Annotated in this window: 24 protein-coding genes and 1 pseudogene; 14 read left to right on the top strand and 11 right to left on the bottom strand. The window is 68.1% G+C overall.

Going from position 1 to position 19,032, the window contains the following annotated elements:
* The first annotated feature begins 320 nt into the window (after nt 1–320).
* Complete coding sequence (locus ABT297_RS39855; RefSeq protein ID WP_345121772.1) at nt 321–524, top strand: cold-shock protein; 204 nt, start codon at nt 321–323, stop codon at nt 522–524.
* 102 nt (nt 525–626) lie between these two features.
* Here ABT297_RS39855 and ABT297_RS39850 read toward each other — a convergent pair whose 3' ends face one another.
* Both ABT297_RS39850 and ABT297_RS39845 read right to left on the bottom strand, forming a co-directional pair.
* Nucleotides 627–1,418, bottom strand: coding sequence for a hypothetical protein (locus ABT297_RS39850; RefSeq protein WP_350558212.1), 792 nt, complete (start codon nt 1,416–1,418; stop codon nt 627–629).
* Between the two features lie 12 nt (nt 1,419–1,430).
* Complete coding sequence (locus tag ABT297_RS39845) at nt 1,431–1,931, bottom strand: sigma-70 family RNA polymerase sigma factor (RefSeq protein WP_350558209.1); 501 nt, start codon at nt 1,929–1,931, stop codon at nt 1,431–1,433.
* A 303-nt stretch (nt 1,932–2,234) separates the two neighbouring features.
* Between ABT297_RS39845 and ABT297_RS39840 the strand changes: the two genes are divergently transcribed.
* Complete coding sequence (locus tag ABT297_RS39840) at nt 2,235–2,693, top strand: hypothetical protein (protein WP_350558206.1); 459 nt, start codon at nt 2,235–2,237, stop codon at nt 2,691–2,693.
* A gap of 59 nt (nt 2,694–2,752) precedes the next feature.
* A complete protein-coding gene (locus ABT297_RS39835; protein ID WP_350558203.1) occupies nt 2,753–3,097 on the top strand; it encodes a hypothetical protein in 345 nt (114 codons plus the stop codon).
* A gap of 49 nt (nt 3,098–3,146) precedes the next feature.
* Here the strand turns inward: ABT297_RS39835 and ABT297_RS39830 are convergent, their stop codons facing one another.
* From ABT297_RS39830 to ABT297_RS39820, 3 genes are all read right to left on the bottom strand, one after another.
* Nucleotides 3,147–4,601, bottom strand: coding sequence for an SMI1/KNR4 family protein (locus tag ABT297_RS39830; protein ID WP_350558200.1), 1,455 nt, complete (start codon nt 4,599–4,601; stop codon nt 3,147–3,149).
* A 35-nt stretch (nt 4,602–4,636) separates the two neighbouring features.
* Nucleotides 4,637–5,167, bottom strand: a complete 531-nt coding sequence (locus ABT297_RS39825; protein WP_350558197.1) for a permease-like cell division protein FtsX — start codon at nt 5,165–5,167, stop codon at nt 4,637–4,639.
* A 63-nt stretch (nt 5,168–5,230) separates the two neighbouring features.
* The gene (locus ABT297_RS39820) at nt 5,231–6,076 is read right to left on the bottom strand and encodes a sulfurtransferase (RefSeq protein ID WP_350558194.1); all 846 of its coding nucleotides are present in this window, start codon (nt 6,074–6,076) and stop codon (nt 5,231–5,233) included.
* A 393-nt stretch (nt 6,077–6,469) separates the two neighbouring features.
* Between ABT297_RS39820 and ABT297_RS39815 the strand changes: the two genes are divergently transcribed.
* The 6 genes from ABT297_RS39815 to ABT297_RS39790 all read left to right on the top strand — a co-directional run bounded on the left by ABT297_RS39815 (nt 6,470) and on the right by ABT297_RS39790 (nt 13,072).
* Nucleotides 6,470–7,513: an ABC transporter substrate-binding protein gene (locus ABT297_RS39815; RefSeq protein ID WP_350558191.1), complete on the top strand. Its 1,044-nt coding sequence runs from the start codon at nt 6,470–6,472 to the stop codon at nt 7,511–7,513.
* Nucleotides 7,510–8,352, top strand: coding sequence for an ABC transporter ATP-binding protein (locus ABT297_RS39810; RefSeq protein WP_350558188.1), 843 nt, complete (start codon nt 7,510–7,512; stop codon nt 8,350–8,352). Before ABT297_RS39815 ends, ABT297_RS39810 begins: the two co-directional genes overlap by 4 nt.
* A 7-nt stretch (nt 8,353–8,359) precedes the next feature.
* Entirely contained in the window at nt 8,360–9,214 is an 855-nt protein-coding gene (locus tag ABT297_RS39805) for an ABC transporter permease (protein ID WP_350558185.1), read from the top strand.
* 41 nt (nt 9,215–9,255) lie between these two features.
* The gene (locus ABT297_RS39800) at nt 9,256–10,317 is read left to right on the top strand and encodes an LLM class flavin-dependent oxidoreductase (protein WP_350558182.1); all 1,062 of its coding nucleotides are present in this window, start codon (nt 9,256–9,258) and stop codon (nt 10,315–10,317) included.
* Nucleotides 10,318–10,333: 16 nt separating this feature from the next.
* Nucleotides 10,334–11,614 (top strand): NtaA/DmoA family FMN-dependent monooxygenase, encoded by a 1,281-nt coding sequence (locus ABT297_RS39795; protein ID WP_350558179.1) that lies wholly within the window; start codon nt 10,334–10,336, stop codon nt 11,612–11,614.
* A gap of 342 nt (nt 11,615–11,956) precedes the next feature.
* Nucleotides 11,957–13,072: a DUF7986 domain-containing protein gene (locus ABT297_RS39790; protein ID WP_350558176.1), complete on the top strand. Its 1,116-nt coding sequence runs from the start codon at nt 11,957–11,959 to the stop codon at nt 13,070–13,072.
* Between the two features lie 42 nt (nt 13,073–13,114).
* Here the strand turns inward: ABT297_RS39790 and ABT297_RS39785 are convergent, their stop codons facing one another.
* Together ABT297_RS39785 and ABT297_RS39780 are read right to left on the bottom strand one after the other, a co-directional pair.
* Complete coding sequence (locus tag ABT297_RS39785; RefSeq protein ID WP_350558173.1) at nt 13,115–13,507, bottom strand: type II toxin-antitoxin system VapC family toxin; 393 nt, start codon at nt 13,505–13,507, stop codon at nt 13,115–13,117.
* Nucleotides 13,504–13,770 carry a YlcI/YnfO family protein gene (locus tag ABT297_RS39780; RefSeq protein ID WP_350558170.1) on the bottom strand — a complete coding sequence of 89 codons (267 nt, stop codon included), beginning with the start codon at nt 13,768–13,770 and terminating at the stop codon, nt 13,504–13,506. The genes ABT297_RS39785 and ABT297_RS39780 overlap by 4 nt, the downstream gene beginning before the upstream one ends.
* Nucleotides 13,771–14,113: 343 nt before the next feature.
* Here ABT297_RS39780 and ABT297_RS39775 point away from each other — a divergent pair, with 343 nt between their 5' ends.
* On the top strand, nt 14,114–14,557 hold the full coding sequence (locus ABT297_RS39775; RefSeq protein WP_350558167.1) for a hypothetical protein: 444 nt from the start codon (nt 14,114–14,116) through the stop codon (nt 14,555–14,557).
* A gap of 853 nt (nt 14,558–15,410) precedes the next feature.
* On the opposite strand, the gene ABT297_RS39770 is transcribed toward ABT297_RS39775, so the two are convergent.
* Both ABT297_RS39770 and ABT297_RS39765 read right to left on the bottom strand, forming a co-directional pair.
* Nucleotides 15,411–15,740, bottom strand: coding sequence for a helix-turn-helix domain-containing protein (locus ABT297_RS39770; RefSeq protein WP_350558164.1), 330 nt, complete (start codon nt 15,738–15,740; stop codon nt 15,411–15,413).
* Nucleotides 15,737–16,108, bottom strand: a complete 372-nt coding sequence (locus ABT297_RS39765) for a type II toxin-antitoxin system RelE/ParE family toxin (RefSeq protein ID WP_350558161.1) — start codon at nt 16,106–16,108, stop codon at nt 15,737–15,739. Before ABT297_RS39765 ends, ABT297_RS39770 begins: the two co-directional genes overlap by 4 nt.
* Between ABT297_RS39765 and ABT297_RS39760 the strand changes: the two genes are divergently transcribed.
* The 4 genes and pseudogenes from ABT297_RS39760 to ABT297_RS39745 all read left to right on the top strand — a co-directional run bounded on the left by ABT297_RS39760 (nt 16,007) and on the right by ABT297_RS39745 (nt 17,424).
* Nucleotides 16,007–16,492: a hypothetical protein gene (locus ABT297_RS39760; RefSeq protein WP_350558219.1), complete on the top strand. Its 486-nt coding sequence runs from the start codon at nt 16,007–16,009 to the stop codon at nt 16,490–16,492. The two genes, ABT297_RS39765 and ABT297_RS39760, sit on opposite strands and share 102 nt — an antisense overlap.
* A gap of 15 nt (nt 16,493–16,507) precedes the next feature.
* A pseudogene (locus tag ABT297_RS39755) lies at nt 16,508–16,564 on the top strand (RNA polymerase subunit sigma-70); the annotation flags it as partial.
* The gene (locus ABT297_RS39750; protein ID WP_350558216.1) at nt 16,538–16,969 is read left to right on the top strand and encodes a PIN domain nuclease; all 432 of its coding nucleotides are present in this window, start codon (nt 16,538–16,540) and stop codon (nt 16,967–16,969) included. The pseudogene ABT297_RS39755 and the gene ABT297_RS39750, both read left to right, overlap by 27 nt.
* A 74-nt stretch (nt 16,970–17,043) precedes the next feature.
* Complete coding sequence (locus ABT297_RS39745; protein WP_350558158.1) at nt 17,044–17,424, top strand: hypothetical protein; 381 nt, start codon at nt 17,044–17,046, stop codon at nt 17,422–17,424.
* A 17-nt stretch (nt 17,425–17,441) separates the two neighbouring features.
* Here the strand turns inward: ABT297_RS39745 and ABT297_RS39740 are convergent, their stop codons facing one another.
* Entirely contained in the window at nt 17,442–17,615 is a 174-nt protein-coding gene (locus ABT297_RS39740) for a hypothetical protein (protein ID WP_350558155.1), read from the bottom strand.
* Nucleotides 17,616–18,161: 546 nt separating this feature from the next.
* A partial coding sequence (locus ABT297_RS39735) for a hypothetical protein (protein ID WP_350558152.1) occupies nt 18,162–19,032 on the bottom strand: 871 nt, incomplete at its 5' end.

The raw sequence follows: 19,032 nt of genomic DNA, 5'->3' as shown, positions 1-19,032 counted from the left end.
TGCAGGCCGAGGACCGCGGCGCGACGGTCTTCGACGGCGAGGTTCGCGTCGCGGCGAAGAAGGCCCTGCGCACCGTACGGCGCATCCAGGCTGCCATCGCCGCGCGCGGGGACCAGGCATGACAGAGCGCGCGTCTCGGCATACGTGAAGGCGTCCGGGCGCCAGATGGCCGGCGTGAAGCTCGTGGTGCCGATCGCGAGGGTTGCGTGAGGGGAGCCAGCGACTACCTATTCCCCCGGGGAGAGTATGGTCGGCCTGGGTGGGAGTTTGTCGCCGGCGATTGGCGACGGACGGGTTCCCACCACCATCAGGAGGAACGTGTGGCTCGCGGTACCGTCAAGTGGTTCAATTCCGAAAAGGGTTTCGGTTTCATCCAGCAGGATGACGGAGGGGCGGACGTCTTCGTCCACTACTCGGCCATCGCCAGCAGTGGCTACCGTGAGCTCGCGGAAGGCCAGAAGGTTGAATACGAGGTGACCCAGGGGCAGAAGGGTCCGCAGGCGGAGAATGTCCGCGGCGTCTGACCGGCCACCGGCAGGAACCCACAGCGAGGATTGAGCGCCCGCACAGTCTCTGTGCGGGCGCTCAATCTGTCCCTGTCGTGACTCCGGCAGGCCCTGGATCGGTTACTGCTTGATGTAGCCGGCCACATCCACCACGATCGCCGTGATCTGCTGCACGGTCAGCGGTGCTTCGTTACTGTTCGTGCTTCCTACCTGGATGATGAGAATCCGGTTGTCAGGGATCCCGACCCGGACCGATCGCAGGTAGACGTTGCCGGTTTGACCCGCAATCGTGAGAGTCTTCTGGCCATTGGGCGCGACGCCTTCGGTGCAGGCTTCCGCACCAGCACAGTCGAGTTTGATCGGCTGCTTCTTCTTCTCCGGGTTGGTCGGGTCCCGGGGGTTGGCCTGGCCAACATCGCCCATGGTCGTCAGGCTCAACACGCCCACGTGCTTGCCGGCCTCGACGTTGACAGAACCGCTGAAGTACGCGGCTCGCGAGTCGGACAGGTTGACCGCGGCGATGTGCGGCAGACCTTCGGCGGTCGGGTCAGCAGCGCCGCCGTCCTTGACGTTTACCCACTTCGCCTCGGGCGCAGCCCGCTTCAACGCATCGTTGAGCGCCGCACTCAAATGCTTCGCGGTGGCCTCCGCTGATGCCTTGTCATTGGCCAGCAGCTGGAATCGCAGATCTGGAGCACCCTGCGCTACCGGAGGCGCGGGGTGAGGGTTTCGATCCTGACCCGAGACGGACACCAGCACACCGGCGGACACCGCCAGTGCTACCACCGCCATCATGCCGTAACCGGCTCGGCGGCCGGCCTGAGCACGCTTTTCCCGGCGTACCAGCGCGTGAACGTCCACCGTGGACGGCGGAGGTGTGCCGACCACCTCATCGAACAGATGCTGTGTCATGACTTTCCTCCATCAATTGGTGTGGGACCCGGATGAGACCGCCGCGCGCAGCGTGTCCAGCCCCCGCGCGGATTGACTCTTGACGGTGCCCGGCGAGATCCGCAGGATCGTCGCGGTCTCCTCGACGGAGTAGTCCAGGTAGAACCGCAGGACCAACACCGCCCGCTGGCGGGGACCCAGCGATCGCAGCAGCGCCTCGAGCGAGTCGCGACTCCCGACCCGGTCCGTCGGCGTCCATGGCTGCTCCGGCAGGTCAGCCGCAGACCGCTCCCGGCTCCTCCACGATCGGCGACTTTCACTGAGCCACGAACGGGTGAGAACCTTCTGAGCGTAGGCGTCCGGATTGTCCGCCCGCCTGACCTTCGACCAATTGCGGAACAGCTTGGTAACGGTGATCGACACCAGGTCATCGGCGAAATGCCAATCCTGACAAAGCAGGTACGCACTGCGCCGCCACCGGTCCATGCGACCACGCACGTACTCGTGGAACTCGTCCTCGTCTGCCTTCCGCATCCAACCTCCTCTCGCGTGACGCTGGTACGACACGACCTCACCCCGGCTGGGTTGCACGGCCAGGAGGCGGAGATGTCCGCGGCCCGTTCTGCCCGATTCTCCTGCCGATCGCCGCCTGCCTCGTCCTGTTCGCGGTCAACGCACCCGTGTGACCCGGCGCGGACCACGCCCGATTCCAGGGCTCGCCACGCACCCTCATCCCGGGCCGACTGGTCGCGACGCCGGACGGCCTGCTCGGCCGAATCACCGGGGCGAGCGGCGGGGAGGACGACGCGGAGGTGGTGACCGCCTCCAAGGCGGCTGTTGACGGTTGTCGCCGGTGTACTGCCGATCCCGCTGAGCGAGTCCGCACAGGGTTTGGTCGCCGAACATGTCGGCGCCCGCGCGGCACGGGAGATCAGGCGCGGCCGCACCGTGAACGGTCCGGTGTTGTGGGCACGCGACGCCTATGGCAGCCGTTGGGCCGTGGTCGCGCCGTTTGCGTCGGCAAGCGGCCAGGACCGGTGGTACCTGTGGGATGTGGACGCATGCGGATCTGAGGTCGTCACCGTGCACAGTGGCTTCCACCCGTCGGCCGAGTCCGCGATGGCCGCCTGGCAGGAGGTGGTCGGCCACACCGCGGCCGGCGCGGCGAGTTCGAGGAGATCCGGCTGGGCGGAGAAGATCAGCAGCAGTATGCCGAGTTCCTGCACAGCCGGCGGCTCGGCCGAGCCGCCCGCGAGGCAGTGCGCCGGGGGCGCGGGCGGACGTTCGTACCGCTGACGGCCGACGACGCGAGCAGACAGTTCGGCCAGCGGCTACGCCAGCTCGGCTGTCCCGACGTGCCGGCGGGTGACGGATCGGACGACGGCCCGGTCGGGGTCGAGGAGCTGGCCACGGAGTTGGCCGACTCCTGGTCCCCGCGCGAACAGCCAACGCTGTATCCGCTCTGCTCACCGCACAAGGTCGCAGTGGCTGTGCTGAACCTGCGGGACTACTACAAGGACGACTTCGCCGCCGAGCTCGTCGCAGTGCTACCGGAATGGATCCGCTTCCTTGCCGAACACACCGGCATGCCGGCGGAGCTGACCGACCGCTGCCTCGCCTACGCCTCAGGCGAGCTCCAGTTCCCCGGGATCCTCGACGAGCGAGGACGATCGAACCCCATGGCACGAGTAGCCGAATAAAGAGAGACGGCGAGCTGACAGGGTCGTTCGCCCGATTCTGCCCTCGGCCTCACCGTGGGGTGCGGAGGATCGTCCAGTCCAACTCGCCGGCGGCGGTGACGGTTGGCTGGTACCGCCCATCGAATGGCGACCCGGTTTCGAGCGCGTCCGCCACGTCTTCGAGCAGTTCGGCGGTCGAGGCCGGCCAGCGCTCGAACCGCGCACCGGTTTCCGGGTCGAACTCGCCGACCCGCCCGTGGTGGCCGGGGCGCTGGTCGGCAAGCAGGCAGCCACCGCCACCATCGGCGGCGAACGGCACGAACCCCTTGTCCCACCAGTCCGGGCCGGGTGCGAGGTCGGCCAGCACCCGGCAGTTGACGGTCCACGTGGCGACGATCTGGGCGAGCGGCAGCGGCCGGTGAAACGGCGGCAGGGTGAAGGCCGCGGCTGCCTCGACCCCGTCGTGCCGGCGCAACGAGGCGACCAGGTCGGGCGGGAACGCCACCGACATCCCGGCCTGCGCGGCGGCGATTCGCTGCGGCGCTGCGGGCCCGCGCAGCGAGGCGTACGACACCGGCGCCTTGGCCGCCAGCCACCGCTCGATCCGGGTCCACGCGGCCTCGACCCGGGCGCCGGCGGTCGGATCCTGTGCGGCGGCCGTGGGACCGAAGCGGCTGGGCGGGCATGCCCGCTCGGGGGAACGGCGGGGTACGGGTGGCTGAACGTGGACGGATGGCTGGGCCGGCGGGGGTGTGTGTAGCTCGGCCTCGCGCATGGTGAATGCGCTCATCCCGACGCCGTTGCACAGGAACAGCACCACCAGCGCCACGACCAGCGCCACCGCCAGGCCCAGCGCCGCCTTCTTGGCGATGCGCGTCTGGAGGTCGGGTTTGGCGGGCGCGGTCTCCACAGGCTTGTCAGCCTCGTTGCCGGCCGAGGTCGCCGGGTCGGCCATGCCGGTCAGCGGATGCACCCACTCGCGGGCCGCCTCCGCGAACCGGTCCCGGTGCTCGAGCGCGTCAGCGGGGATCTGGCCGGCGAGCCGTACAGGCAGCGCGGAGAAGTCGCCACCGTCGCCGACCGCGATGACGGACGCGGGGATGCGCCGGGTTTCGAGCGCCTCGAGCATGAGGATCGCGTGACCGACCGCGTCGGCGCCGGTGCCGGTGATGACGGCGACCGGCGCATGTACCTCGGCGGCAAGGTCAGCCGCCGTCCAGCCGCCATCGCCGAGGGGCGTGACGAGGCCGTCGGACGCAACCGCCAACACCCGGATGTGGGTGCCCGAAAGCGCCCGGACAATCGCCGCGACGTCATCGAGGCTCAGGTGTTCCCCCTCGACCGCAACCAGGGTCGCGACGTGGGCGCGGAGGAGGTGGGCGGAAGGCAGGTCGGGCCCGGCCCCGACGATGACCACCGCGGCCCGGCCGCCGGACGTCGCGGCGAGCGCGGTGGCCGCGACGACCCAGTCGACCGACGACGAGGTCGCGGTGACGAGCCACGGCCCGCGCTCCGGCAACGACATCAACGCCCCTTCCCGTGCATGCCGGTCGAAATGCGTCAGCAGCCGATCGTCGCGCCGGGAACGTCGTCGTGGTACTTGCGGCCGACGGTCACCTTCTCGACGCCCTCCATTTTCCAGATCGGGCTGATGTCCTTGCAGGTGATGCTCCGGGTCACCAGGTCCGCCTCGAACGACTCCGGGAGGTTCTCCGCGGTCATGTATTTGAGGGCGTCGGGGTAGTCGTGGAACGTCTCCTTCGCCTTGGCCTCCGCCTGCTCCTTGGTGACGAACCGGATCGCATTGTCGGGGTGCAGCCGTTCCAGCGCCTTGCGAACCTCGACCTTGTCACTGTCGTTGGCGTCGGTCTTGAGATAGACCCAGACCGTGTACTTCTCCGCGGCCGGGCGGCCGAAGAGGAAACCGCCTACGAATCCGGCACCGGCGACTGCCAGGAGGACGAGCGCCGCGACCAGGATCAGTAGAAGCAGGCCCCGCTGGCGCGGTTGTGCCGCCGGCGCGGGCGGGCTGGTGGTGATGTCGGCGACGAGTGACGGTGAGACGGCTGGATCCGGCACCGGCTGAGTCACGCATCAGATATAACAAATCGTCGACGCGCTGTGTGCCCGGTCGGGGTCCGGCAGGGCTCGAGCTCAGCCGGGTTCGGTGCCGGTGGCGACCGGCCGGGTGGGGTCGGCGCTCCACTGGGTCCACGAGCCAGGGTAGAGCGCGGCCGGGATTCCGAGCCGGTGCAGCACGAGGATGCCGGTGGTCGCGCCGACCCCGCCGCCGCAGTACAGACCGAGCGGGGTCGCGCCGTCGACTCCGTGCCCGACGTAGAGGGCGCGCAGGCTCTCGTCGTCGCGGAGCAGGCCGTCATCGTCGAGGTTGTCGGAGTACGGCACGCTCACCGCGCCCGGGATGTGGCCCTGGCCCGGCTGTTCCGCGTCGCCCAGGTACGCCTCGCGAGGCCGGGCGTCCAGGAGCAGCCCGGAACGGGCCAGCGCCCCGGCGTCGTCCGCGTCGATGGTCGGCAGCGAACCCGTACGCACCTCGAACGTCCCGCCGCCCGGAGCCGGCTCGTCGGTGGTGAGCTCCCCGCCGGCGGCCGTCCAGGCGTCCAGGCCGCCATCGAGGTACCGGACGTCCGGCACGCCCGCCCAGGTCAGCACCCACCAGGCCCGGGTGGCCGGCGGGGCGGCGCCGCGGGTGTAGACGACGACGGTCGACGACGGGTGGATGCCCCAGCCGGTCACCGCCGCCTGGATCTGTTCGTCGGTCGGCAACGGGTTCTTGCCCGATTCCGGCGTGCGGACGCCGGCGAGTTGCGTGGAGTGCTCGACGTAGTGCGCCCCGGGCAGATGCCCGGCCTCGTACTCGTGCCGTAGTCCGTGGTCGGCGTTGCGGCGGATGTCGAGCAGCACGACGTCGGCGCCGGAGTCGAGCAGCGTTCTCAGGGCGGTGGCAGAAATGACAGCGTCGGTACCAGTGGTGGTCATGCGGATCCTTTCGGGTCGGGCCACATGTCGCGGATGGCGATCGTGGGGGGAGCCGGCGACGACGTCTCCGGCTGCGTACGACATGGCCCAGCCGTCCTAAAGGCTGGAATTCCTATCGGCTTGATTGACAATAGCAGGCGGGACGGCACACACTTGATCACGTGGGCGGGGGACCACCGCTGCTGACGCGCGAACGTGGCGCCGATCTGCTGCGGGTCCGTAGCGCGCGCTGTTAGCGCCACGCCGCCGCTGTCGACGACCTCGTCGCACCAGCGTGTCGCATCGCAGCGTCTCGCACGCATTGCCTGGCGCCGGTCCATCGCCGATCGGGCTTCCGTAAACCCTCCGATTCCGCTGATTCCTGTCTGTTAGTCCATAGTGGAGGAACCTCTCGTGTCCAGTTTCCCGCGGCTGGCCGCCGCCTTAGCGTCCATGCTTCTCGCGTCGACGCTCACCGCGTGCGGGGAGGAGGCGCCGTCGGCCTCGCCCAGTGCGCTCGATCCCGCCAACCCGGTCAAGATCACCGTGGCCGACGCGGGCTACGCCAACGCCCTGGAAATCGCCAAGGCGAAGGGGTATTTCTCGAAGTACGGCCTCGACCCCAAGCTCACCCAGACCCAGAGCGGTGTGGCCACTCTCGCCGCACTGCAGGGTGGCAGCCTCGACATCGGATACGCGGATTTCTACGCCGGCATCAACGCGCTCGGCAACGGCTTCGACATCCAGCTCGTCGCGAACAACAACACCAACCTGACGAGCCTGCCGTTCCTGGTGAAATCGGGCGGACCGGTCAAGACCGCGGCCGACCTCGCCGGCAAGAAGGTCGGTGTGTCGCCAGTGCCGCAGTTCACCGTGAACACGCGCGGCTTCCTCGATGCCAACGGGGTCGACTCGAACAGCGTGACCTTCGTCATTATCCAGGACGCGACCGGCGCGCCACAGGCCCTGGAACGCGGCGACTACGACGTGTGGGCCGGGCACTGGACCGGGGCCTACTCCAACGACGGCAAGACCGGCTACAACTTCACCACCGTCGGGAACACCTCGACCAAGGCGTGGTCCAACCCCGACGCCACGACGGCCGCATTCTGGACCACCGGCGACTACGCGCGCAAGCACCCCGAGATCGCCCACGCGTTCGCCAAGGCCCTGTATGAGTTCCACGCGTGGTGGAACGCCGTGTCGCCGTCGGAGCAGGCGGATCTCGTGCAGCAGTACTACAAGCTCGACTTCAAGAAGATCGCCGGCGGGGACGACGCCAAGCTGCGCAACCTGCTGCCGACCTACTACCAGACCGGCCCGATCAACCTGGACGCCACGCAGTCCTGGTACGAACTCGGCCTGAAGTACGCACCGGACAAGGTTGCCAAGGGCGTGGACTGGAAGTCGCACGTCTTCGCCTCGGCGACCAAGTCCTCATCGGGCGGTACACCGTGACGAGCACGGAGAGCCCCGCCGTCGACCGTGACGTGCGAGCCCATAGTGGACTGTCGGGCGACATCGTGCTGGCCGGCGCCGGCAAGGACTACGTGGCCCTCGACGGCAATGTGGTACGCGCGCTGCGTCCGGTCAGCCTGACCATCGACCGGGGCAGTTTCGTGTCGGTGGTCGGACGCTCAGGCTGCGGGAAGTCCACCTTCCTGCGGCTGGTCGCCGGGCTGGAGGCGGTGTCGTCCGGATCGATCCACATCGGAGCCGACCGGGTCGACGGGCCGCCCGACAGCGCGCGCTACGTGTTCCAGAACTACAACGAGTCGCTGCTGCAGTGGCGGACGGTCGGGGACAACGTCCGGTTCGGACTCCGCCACCGGCACGGGCCGCGCCGGGCCCGTAGCCGGGCCGAGGAGAACGAGATCATCAACGGCTACCTGGCCGAGGTCGGACTCGCCGGGACGTTCAGCCGGTACCCGGGCGAACTGTCCGGGGGCATGCAGCAACGGGTGGCCATCGCGCGGGCGCTGGCCGCCTCCCCCCAGGTGCTGCTGCTCGACGAGCCGTTCAGCGCGGTCGACGCCCTGAGCCGGTCGAACCTGCAGGATCTGCTCCTACGGATCTGGCGGCAGCACGACCTCACCGTGCTGTTCGTCACCCACGACATCGAGGAGGCGCTGTTCCTGTCGCAGCGCGTCATCGTGCTCCACGAGGCCGGCGCCGGTATCGCCCGCGACGCCACAGTGGACATTCCCTATCCGCGCACGCAGGTCGACGTCCGGGAGGACCCGCGGTACCTGCGACTTCGGCGCGAGGTGTTCGGCCTCGTGCTGGGCTTGGAGTGAGCCGCACATGGCTGACCTGACCGAAGCCCGGCCTCCGGTCGCGGCAACCAGGGGCCCGCAGACCACGGGCGTGCCGTCGATCCGGGTCGGCCGGTCGCTGCTGCGCTTCCTGCGTAGCCGGGCGTCCGGCTGGACCCTGGTCGCATTGGCCATCGTCGTCTGGCAGATTTCGTCGGAGATCCATTTCAACCCGACCATCTCCGCTCCCGACCGGATCGCCCAGACCTGGCTCCATGAGATCACCCAGGGCCAACTTCTGCCCGACCTGGGCCGCACGTTGCGTACCATGGGCATCGGTCTTGCGCTCGCGGTTCCGCTCGGCGTCGGCATCGGGTTCCTGATGGGCCGCTCCCGCGTCGTGTGGGGCCTGCTGGAGCCGACGGTCGAGGTCCTGCGCCTGACGCCGACGACCGCCATCCTGCCGATCTTCGTGCTCTTCCTGGGCATCGGGGAGTCCATGAAGATCGCCGTCTTCCTGGCCGCCGGCATCTTCCCAATGATCATCAACTCGTACGCCGGCGCGCGCGGAGTGTCCAAAGTGCTCAACGAGACGGCGCAGACATACCGGTTGACATGGTGGCAGACGCAGCGGGAGATCGCCCTCCCGTACGCCACGCCGTTCATCCTCGTCGGGATGCGCCAGTCGCTGGGCATCTCGCTGGTGCTGGCCGTGGTCGTCGGCATGCTGGCCGGCAACGACGGAATCGGGTTCTACATCCTCAACGCCCAGCAGACCTTCAACATCAACCAGTTGCTGGCCGCGGTGGTGACGGTGGCCTTCGTCGGCTACGTATTCAACTCGATCTTCCTCCTGGCCGAGCGCCGCACCACCCGCTGGCGCCGGGTCGCGAGCGGCGAGTGACCCAGCATGACCACCGTGGACTCTTGGAAAGGACAGCGCCTGTGACCGCCAAGCCGTTCCGCCTCGGCTTCTTCACCCACGCCAACACTGCTTCGCCGCCGGCCGAGGCGAACGAGGAACTCGTCCGGCTGTTCGTCGGCGCCGAGGAGCTCGGCTACGACATCGGCTTCCTGGCCCAGCACCTGCTCGTGCGGCCCGAGCTGGGTTCGGCTCCGTCGCCGCTGGTGTCGTTCGCGCCGGTCGCGGTCCACACCCACCGGATCGGCCTCGGCGTGGCCGTAGTCACGCTGCCCCTGACCGAGCCGCTGCAGCTCGCCAACGACGCGCTGACCCTCGACGGCATCGCCGGCGGCCGGCTGCAGCTCGGACTGGGCACCGGCGCGGCGAACATCGACAAGTACGCCGCGTACGGGGTGGACGCGTCGAATCCGGGCAAGCTCTTCGACGAGCACTTGGGCGTGCTGCTCGACGCGCTCAGCGGGCGGCCGCTGCGGGGCACCGACCAGCGCATCCATGTCGACGGAACCGGTCTGGCCCAGCGGCTGTGGCGTACCCCCGGCAGTCCGGAGTCGGCCCGGCGGGCCGCCCGGACCGGGCTCGGCGCGTTGTTCGGAACGGCCACATTGGACGCGAAGACCGTGCAGCGCCCCATCATCGACGCCTACCTCGACGAGTGGCGCACGGTCGGTCCGGTCGAGGCCCCGTCCGAGATCGCCCCGCTGCTGACCCCCCGGCTGGGTGGCATCCGCAACATCTACGCCGGCGCCTCGCGCGCCGGTGCCCTCGATGACCTGAACCGCTTCCTGGAAAGCTCCCGCAAGCGCATCGCCGACGTGCGGGGTGTTCCGGCCGACGATCTCACCTTCGACGACATCATCACCGGGGTGAACCTCAAGACCGGCTCGGCCCAGGACGTGGCCGAGGGGTTGCGCGCCGACGCCGCGCTGCTGCCGGAGGTCGACTACATCATCGCCGTCACCGGACTGCTGGAGTCGGTCGAAGTCGGCCGGGGCCACCGGCACACGGTCGATGTGGCCCTGCGGGGCCTCGAACGCATCGCCCGTGACACCGCGCCGCTGCTGGGCTGGACCCCTGCGACCTGAGACCGGAGGAGATCCCGTGACCGACCGACAGCTCGTGCTCAACCTCTTCAGCCCGCCGTTCGAGGCGTGGCGGCAACCCGGCGTCGACGCCGGTCGCGCGTGGAGCATCGACGCGCTGGTGCGCCTCGCCCAGGACGCCGAGCGGGCGCTGTTCGACGCCATCTTCCTGGCCGACAGTCCCAGTCTTGGCGAGGGGTACACGACGCCGGAGCCGTTCACCGTCCTGTCCGTGATCGCCGCCCACACGACGTACCTTGGTTTGGCGCCGACGATCCTCACCACGTACTCCGAGCCGTACAACACGGCCCGGAAAATCGCGACGCTCGACCAGCTCACCGGCGGCCGCGTCGGCTGGAACGCGGTAACCGGGTCGCAGCCGTCGGTGGCGCCGAACTTCGGACCGACCGCGCACCCGGAGCACGCGCTGCGCTACGAGCGCGGCGAGGAGTACATCGAAATCGTCAAGGCACTCTGGGACAGCTGGGAGCCCGACGCATTCGTCGCCGGGCCGTGGCCGACGGCGACCTTGGACCATGGCAAGATCCGCCCCGTCCCCTTCCGGGGTAAGCACTTCCAGCTCGACGCGCTGTTCAACGTGCCGCGCTCGCCCCAGGGTCGTCCGGTCATCTTCCACGCGGGTTCCTCCGACACCGGCCGCGATCAAGGTGCCCGGCACGCCGACGCCATCTTCACCGCCCAGCCCACCATCGAGGCCGCCCGCGAGTTCTACCAGGACTTCAAGCGGCGGGTGGCGGGCTTCGGGCGCAACCCGGCCCACGCCCTCGTGCTGCCGGGCATCCTGCCCATCATTGGCAGCACCGAGGCCGAGGCGCAGGCCGCCCTGGACGCGTTCAACGCCAACGTCGACCTGGACCAGGCGATCGTCCGCCTGCACCATCAGATCGGGCTCGACGTGCGCGGGCTCGACCTCGACGCGCCGATCCCCGCAGCGGTGTGGGCCACGGCCGGCCAGAGCTTCACCAGCCGCGCCGCCGTCATGCGAGCCGAGGCCGAACAGGGCGGCTTCACCGCTCGTCAGGTCGTGCTGCGGGCGACCGCGGCGTTCGGGCACCACCTCATCGTGGGTACGCCCGAGCAGGTGGCCGACGACATCGAGCTGTGGTTCCGGACCGGCGCCGCCGATGGCTTCAACTACCGAATCCCGGGCGGACGCGAACCACTCGAACAGTTCACCAACCACGTGCTGCCCCTGTTGCAGGGCAAGGGCATCTTCCGCAAGGAGTACACCGCGCGGACGCTCCGGGGGCATTACGGCCTGCCAGTGCCACCGCGATGAGCGCCGGCCTGCCGCTGTCCGCATGTGACTCCGACCTCGCGACTGCCATCGCGCGGACCTGCGCTCCGGCCATGCCTGCCGTCCCCGGTCCAAGCATGAGACACCCACCGCCGCCGATCTGGAGCCACGCCGCCTACCGCCGCTATCTCGGCCTGGCCCCGTTCCCCGCGCGGGCGCGCCCCGACTGGACCTGGCCCTACTGACCAGCGCGAGACCACAACGACGCCAGGCCGTGCAAAAGCGCGTCTGAGCGGGCCTGACACGCCCGGCCTGGCGACGTCTGCGGTCCCCAACATCGTGCCTGCCCGCCACACCGCACTCGACCAGCCCTACACTCGCCCGGTGGATTCGACCGATTCCCTGGTGGAACGCAGCGGCAGCCTGAAACGCCAGCTTCTGGAGTTCGCCCAGAAGCCGCGCTTCGACAAGCAGTTCCGTCAGGAGATCCGCAAGCGGTTCGGCAAGCTCGTCGTCATCGAGGACGAGCAGGCCCTGTACGCCTTCTACGACTGGTTTCTCCAGGAATTCCGGCTGCACGACGGACGCACCGTCATCGACTGCTACCTGGAGATCCAGCGGAACCTGCCTGATGCCGAGCGCGCATTTCTGCTCGGCTGGCGCAAGGTGCGCCAGGGGATGTTCGAGGTGACCGGACGCGATGGCGCCGCACTACTCGCCGAGAACCTGATCGACGAGATGCCGTACCGAATCCGGGCCAACGTCGGGCCCCAGGTGTTCGACCAGATGCCGACCGGATCGTTCATCTCCACACGGGTGGTGCCCGTCAACGACGAATGGCTCATCAGCGGTCCGGTACAGCCATTTCCCGCCATCGCCCGCGACGACGTCCTGCGCGCCGCAGCGCAGGTCGCCGCGTCCTGCCCCGAACTGGTCTTCCACAACCCGGCCAAGGTCGCGGCCGGATGGCAGCAGCAACGCGACCAGCAGGCCGCATTCGTCCGGCACTTCGGGACGGATGAGGTGACCGTGTCCGTCGACGACCTGCCGACGGCCATGGCCGCCTTCTGGGAGACGTATACCGACGGCGCCAGCACGGGCCCTGACACGGACACCGATTGGCTGCACCTCTCCGCGGAAACGGTTGGGATCATCTTCGACGAGACCGCGGGCATGGGGATGTATGCCGATTACGCGCTCGCCCAGGAAGCGTTCGACAACCCCGCCCTCATGCGCAGGCGGCGCTACAAGGAAACGATCAAGTCCTACCTAGACGACGACAGCGTCGACCCGATCCCGCTCCAACGGCTCGCCGCCCGCCACCCCGACACCGTGAACCAGGTCTTCCGGGCAGCTCTCGGTAAACCCGCATTCCGCTGGGAGACCGACGGCGAACGGCTGCTCCGGGAGCGCAAGAGCTCGTGGTACGCACGCCCGCTGCTCCCCCGGGTCACCGTGCTCAGCGACCGCCTCGCCGCCGCACTCCGCCGAGAAAACTGACCAGTGGTTCCAGCGTGTCAGTTGTTGGCTAATGGTCACTCGTCAGAGCCGGCGGACGACCAGCCCTGGCTTGATGTCCGACGCGGCCGACAGGTGTGCGATATCCTCTGGATCGCTGGTGAAGACGATTGCGCCGCGCGACAGAGCGATCGTGACGACAACAGCGTCGACGACGTCACCGGTCCCGGCCTTGCCGCACAGGATGCCGGCTGCCTTTGCCAGCTCGAGCCCGACTGGTACGACCTCGCAGCTGTGCAAGAACCGGCCGAGCTGGACCTGGTGGCGGGCATCACGCCATGCCTGCCCCACCACGACGGCGGGTACGAGTAGGCGTCGCCCCTCTTCGATGGCCAAGTGGTGGATCGCCCACATCCGCCGGTCATTGTCGTCAATCGCGATCAACGCACCGGCGTCGTAGACGTATGGAATGCTCACGCGGCCGCCGACCCGTATCCGCTGAACGTCTGGGCATCGGCTGCAGCCATCTCCGCTCTGGCAGCGGCGAGTTCTTCCGCCGTGAATGCGCCATGTTCGTCCTGCCAGTCGTTGATCAGCCGACGGCCCGCCCGACGCCGCAGCTCCCACTCCGCCGCCTTGGCCACGAGCCGCGACAGCGCGACGCCATCCTCGCGGGCTGCGGCCCCGAGCGCTTCCACGAGTTCCTCAGGCAGGGTAACCGTAACCTTCTTCGTCGCCATATAATTACCATACTCCGGTATGGTCGGCCGGGCTCAACGCGGAGAACGCGGATCCCGCGATCTTGCTGAAGAGACCCCACCCATGAAGGACTTGTCCCCGATCCGGTCCGGCCGAGGCGGCCACGCCAGACCCGGTCGTTCCCAGAGGCGCCGAAGGCAACTACCGTCATCTGTAGGCACTCAGGAACACGGAAGAGGGCTTGTCGATCGGCTCGACAGCCCCCTTCGCTGCGTGGGCGATACTGGGTTTGAACCAGTGACCTCTTCCGCGCTCAGCCGTGATCGGGGAGTACGGTCCGCTTGGTGGACGGCGCATGTCACAAGCGGCAATTATCGTGTTCGCGTGGCGGCTGCTGAAGAATATCCGTGGAAGTCGGACATTATCCGGGTCACGGTGGCCGTCGTGGCCATGAGCGTTGTGTTGTTTCTCCTCGATGTTATCTGGCCGGGGACACCCAAGGGCTTCCCGAGGGTGCCGTTCGCCGCGGCCTTGGGGCCGCTCATCGTCACGTTCAGCCCTGCGGCGCGATCTCGGGTTCGGCATCTGATCATCACCGCAATCGTACTGTTGCTGGTCGCGTTAGTGGTCTTGTTCATCGCTGATCAGATCCGGCCCCTCCACTCGCAGCCTGGGTGGGCCTATTTCCTCAGCAACGCACTCGCGGGATGGGTAGGTAGTGCGGCCGCCATCTGGGTCACCTGGCTACGTGTCAAACGGCGGCACGCGCAAGCAATTGCGAGCAGCAGCCCGTCTCGAACAACGACGCTCGACCAGGGCGACTCGTAGAAGGGGTGGCTGCCCCTCGCGCTGCCCACCGATTGGTGGACAGCGGACGACTGCGCACACTTCCTTGGCGTTACACGCAGCACATGGGCGGCATATGTTGCGGTGATGTGGCAACGGGACTCCGGTAGAACGGCTGTCGAGACCGCCCGGCTTCACCGAACAAAAGCCTTCCGCGGTATGTCATGGTCTTGCTCGTGAGCAGGCGCAGTGTCTGCGGGCGCCCACCGGCATCGAGCTGGCCGACGCCTGAGGCCGGCTACCGCGGGGTGTGGCTGTCCTTCTCGTTCCAGATGGAGATGACGTGCCCTTCCCGTACGTCTCGATGACCAGGGCCCCCGCGGCCTCAAGCGACGGGGCGAGCATCTCCAGGCGGATGCCCGGCTGATCGCCGATCCAGATCAGGCCGTTGTACTCCCGCATCAGCGGGCGCTCCTGGCCGTCCACGTCACCTCCCGTTGGCTACTTGTACGGGGCTCGACATACGCCGCTGTGGCAGAGACAGCCGATCATCGTACCCGGCCCGTTGAGCACTCCTTGCTCGGCACGGGAGGCGGCGACGTACAGCGCCCCTGGCCCGAATTGGTTCTGTCGACAGCGCTGCCTCATGCTCGTTCTTGGGCTAAGGGTTCCACCGGCGACCTCGATCCGGTTCACATGCCCTCGGATGCGGCCGAGATTTCGGCGCGTGTCGATCGCAGTCGGCCTCGGCCGCGGCGCCGGGTCCTCGACAGCCGATGCGAAGCGAGGCCACTCGGCAAGCGCAGCGAAGCCGCGCCAAGCGAGCGAAGCGTCAACCGATGGATGGCCAGGCCGAGTAGCGCCGCAGACGGGCAGGCAGGTAGCAGAACCGGAATCAGGCAACCCGTAGCGTGAGCGGCCCCCGGGAGACGACGATGGAGACCTCGGCGCCGAGGGCTTCGGCGTAGGCGCGCAGCATGTCCAGGCTGTCCACCTGTCCGTGCTCGATCTGAGAAACACGGGCCTGGCTGACCCGGAGGATCGCGGCGACCTCGGCCTGAGTGAGGCCAGCAGACTTGCGCATCTCGGCGAGTTCATGCCCTCGGATGCGGCCGAGATTTTCGGCGCGGATCTGCGCCCGCTCGGCCTCGGCCTCGGCACTGGCCAGCCACGGCTGCTGAGCCATTGCCTCAGCCTTGACATCGCTCCACCTGCGCGCGGTCATGATGTCTCCTCGTTCTTCCGTTCGACCAGGTACTGCTCGTATCGACTCTCCGCGATCGGAATGTTCTCGTCGTACCACCGGACCCACTGACCAGCCTTGTCACCAGCGACCAGGATCACCGCATCCCGCTCAGCGTCGAAGATGAACAGCAGGCGGATCTCGGAGCGGCCTGCTGAGCCGGGCCTGAGTTCTTTCAAGTTGTGCAGACGGCTGCCGTGGACCCGGTCGACCATCGGCCGCCCGAGGCCAGGACCGGCCTGCGCTAGGTGGTCAATCGCCTCCATGACTCGGTTGGCAGTGGTCGGATCGGTTTCGCACAGGCCAAGGAACCACTCGTCGACCGGGGCGAGCAACACGACCTGCCGCATGCCGCCAGTATAAACCTCACCTTATGTCGCGATGGGGGACAGGAAGAACTGTCCCCGGTCCGGTCCGGCCAAGGCGGCCTCACGGCCGAGACGTTCCTGGCCACCTTCCGCAGCCGGCACGGCTACGACCCGCAGGCCGAGCGCGCGCTGCCGTGGCCGTACGGCATCGCCACCAACCTGCTGCGCCGCCACGCCCGCGCGGAGCGCGCCCAGTACCGCGCCTGGGCCCGCAGCGGCATCGACCCGGTCGTCGCGGACAACCACGCCGACGCCATCGCGGCCAACGTCACCGCCGAGGCGACCGTCCGGCGGCTGGCCGGCGTGCTGACCGGGCTCACGGCGCGGAGCGCGACGTGCTGCTGCTGGTCGTCTGGGGCGCCCTGACCTACGAGGGAGACCGCGGCGGCGCTCGACGTGCCGGTCGGCACCGTGCGTTCCCGCCTCAACCGCGCCCGCCGGCGGCTGCGCGACGCGCTCGGCGGCAGCGATCCCAGCAAGGAGTCACAGACAAACCGCGATGAATGGAGCACGCGCATCAGCCGGGGTCTGGTGCGCCTGTCCGCCATCACCCGGCTTGAACTCGGCTATTCGGTACGATCCGGAGATGCCGGGCGTGGGCAGTTCGCGTTACCCCCGCTGGCGTTGATGCCGGTCGAGCATCTGACTCCAGCCGTCGAGGACCGCGCCTTCGAGGTGCAGATGTTGCTGGCTGACTGCGGTCAGCACCGCGCCCCGTCCATTCCGGATATGTTGATCGCGGCCGCTGCCGAGAAGGCAGGACTGACGGTTCTCGCCGTCGACAAGGATTTCGACCTGATCGCCGCCATCACGGGTCAGCCCGTCGAAACTCTCGGCGGCTGATCGCAGGCTATTCGGCAAGGCATGGGGTCACGTCGAATGTGGCGTGACCCCATGCATTACTCCGGTAGGACTCGATGCAAATTGTTCAGGAGATCTTGGGCGCCATTACGGACGGCCACGTCGGCGTCGGCAAGCAGCTCGTGCAGGGCCGAGCGGAAGCGATCACGATCTGCTGGCGAGCCACAGAACAACGTGAAGAACAGGCCGCCCAGGACACCGCTGAGGTGGTCTGCCTGCTCGCCGTCGGCCTGTTCCCAGGCACCTGCGAACAGCCGCAGCGCCGTAACGTCACCGCGTTGCAGAAGTGCCTCGGCGGTCGCGTCAATCACGGCAGTGTCACCGGGATCAAGCAGCAAGGACCGCACGGCGGCGTCGACCTGCTGGCTGCCAACAAGGCCGCTGAGTTCGCGGCCGGCCCGTGCTCGATCCGCCCACCTGTCGGATCGGGCCAGTGACAGCAACTCCTCTGGACTCACAGCGAGATCATCCATCGGGACTTGATCACCACGGAGATCGGAGCCTCGTTGAGGGCTGAGGCACTCAGCTCGGCATCCGGGATGCCCGCCGAGGCTAGGTCGCCATGGCCGAGGCCATGGACGAGACTGGTTGAACGAAGATCGACCGGCAGGCGGGTTTTGGCGAGCAAAGCGAAGCAGTGCCGATGCGAAGCGAGGCATCGGGGGGTGCGGGGTGGCGCAGCCCCCGCCTGGAGCGAGCGAAGCGAGCGCGAGGAATCCACCACCGAAAAGGCGAATAGGCGCAGCCTATGAGCAGGCTGCGCCTATCGGTGGTGGGCGATACTGGGTTTGAACCAGTGACTTCTTCCGTGTCAAGCAACGATCATGGACAGTTGACCTCCACTCGCATGCCCGTTGACCTGCGACGGAGGGTCCCTAGGCGTCCGTAGGCGTCTGGATGCGTTCGTACGGATTGACGCGCAGTTTGACGCGCACGGTTGCGCGTCAGACTGCCGAAGAGCGGCCTAGACACTCGGGCGGTCGTCCTTGGGCGCCCCGAGTGTCTAGGCCGCTGTTCGCTTCGGTGCCTCCAGCTGTCGTCGTACTCCGGCGACACCCTGGCCGTCGGCTTCCGCCGTCGCTTGACAGCCGTCTTTGAGACTCGTCCGGTAGGGCGCTCCACCTTGGCCCCGTCCGGACCGGAAGGTCTACAACTGCCCGACAAGGAGATTCAACTAGCGACGCCTCCGCAAAACTCGCCTCCCCGGTCTGCTGGCGCCCCGGAGAGGCATGCTGGGCTTCCTCCTTCTTGACCTGATCGCCGACGCAGCAGGGCGTAGCGCCACGTAGAGGCTGACGATGCCAATCGGAGAGCTCAGGAGGCCGTTGACCTTCTCCAACAGCTTGGGGTTGTTAGCGTTCAACGTTCCCGCGATGACCACCAAGAGAACGGAGATGGCGATCAGGGGCGCGTAGCGTTCGACCGTTCTGGCCGAGGGGTCGAGCCGGCGGGCGAGTAGGAGGAAGCATGCGAAGAGGTAGCGGACAAGGAGAAGAGCACTGTTGGCCTGCTCGTCTCCGCTTTCAGCGGCTGTCTCTGTGTTACTGAGCCACGTCTCAGGGTCCTGTAGTAGATCCTCGGCCTCCTCCTTGAGGATCCCTGCCGCATCGACCGTCGAGAGAAAGCCCGAGATCTCGACCAGGCGGCGATCGGGATCGACGTCGAGTTCCGGCATCGTGGCTGCGAACTGAGCGGACAGCCGAGCCCATTGGGCGACTACCCCGATCGACGGACCTGCCGCCGTCGCGAGCTGCGCCGCCATCCCCCTCGACAGACCTCCGGCCGCCGTGAGCTGCGCCATCACCCCGCTCGACAGACCCCCAGCCGTCGCGAGCTGCGCCGCCATCCCCCTCGACAGACCTCCAGCCGCCGTGAGCTGCGCCATCACCCCGCTCGACAGACCCCCAGCCGTCGCAAGCTGCGCCGCCATCCCCCTCGACAGACCTCCAGCCGCCGTGAGCTGCGCCATCACCCCGCTCGACAGACCCCCAGCCGTCGCAAGCTGCGCCGCCATCCCCCTCGACAGACCTCCAGCCGCCGTGAGC

This window comes from Dactylosporangium sp. NPDC000555, from assembly GCF_040300025.1.
Lineage (GTDB): Bacteria > Actinomycetota > Actinomycetes > Mycobacteriales > Micromonosporaceae > Dactylosporangium.
The sequence above is the reverse complement of the archived record's forward strand: the minus strand, read 5'-3'. Positions and strand labels throughout refer to the sequence as shown.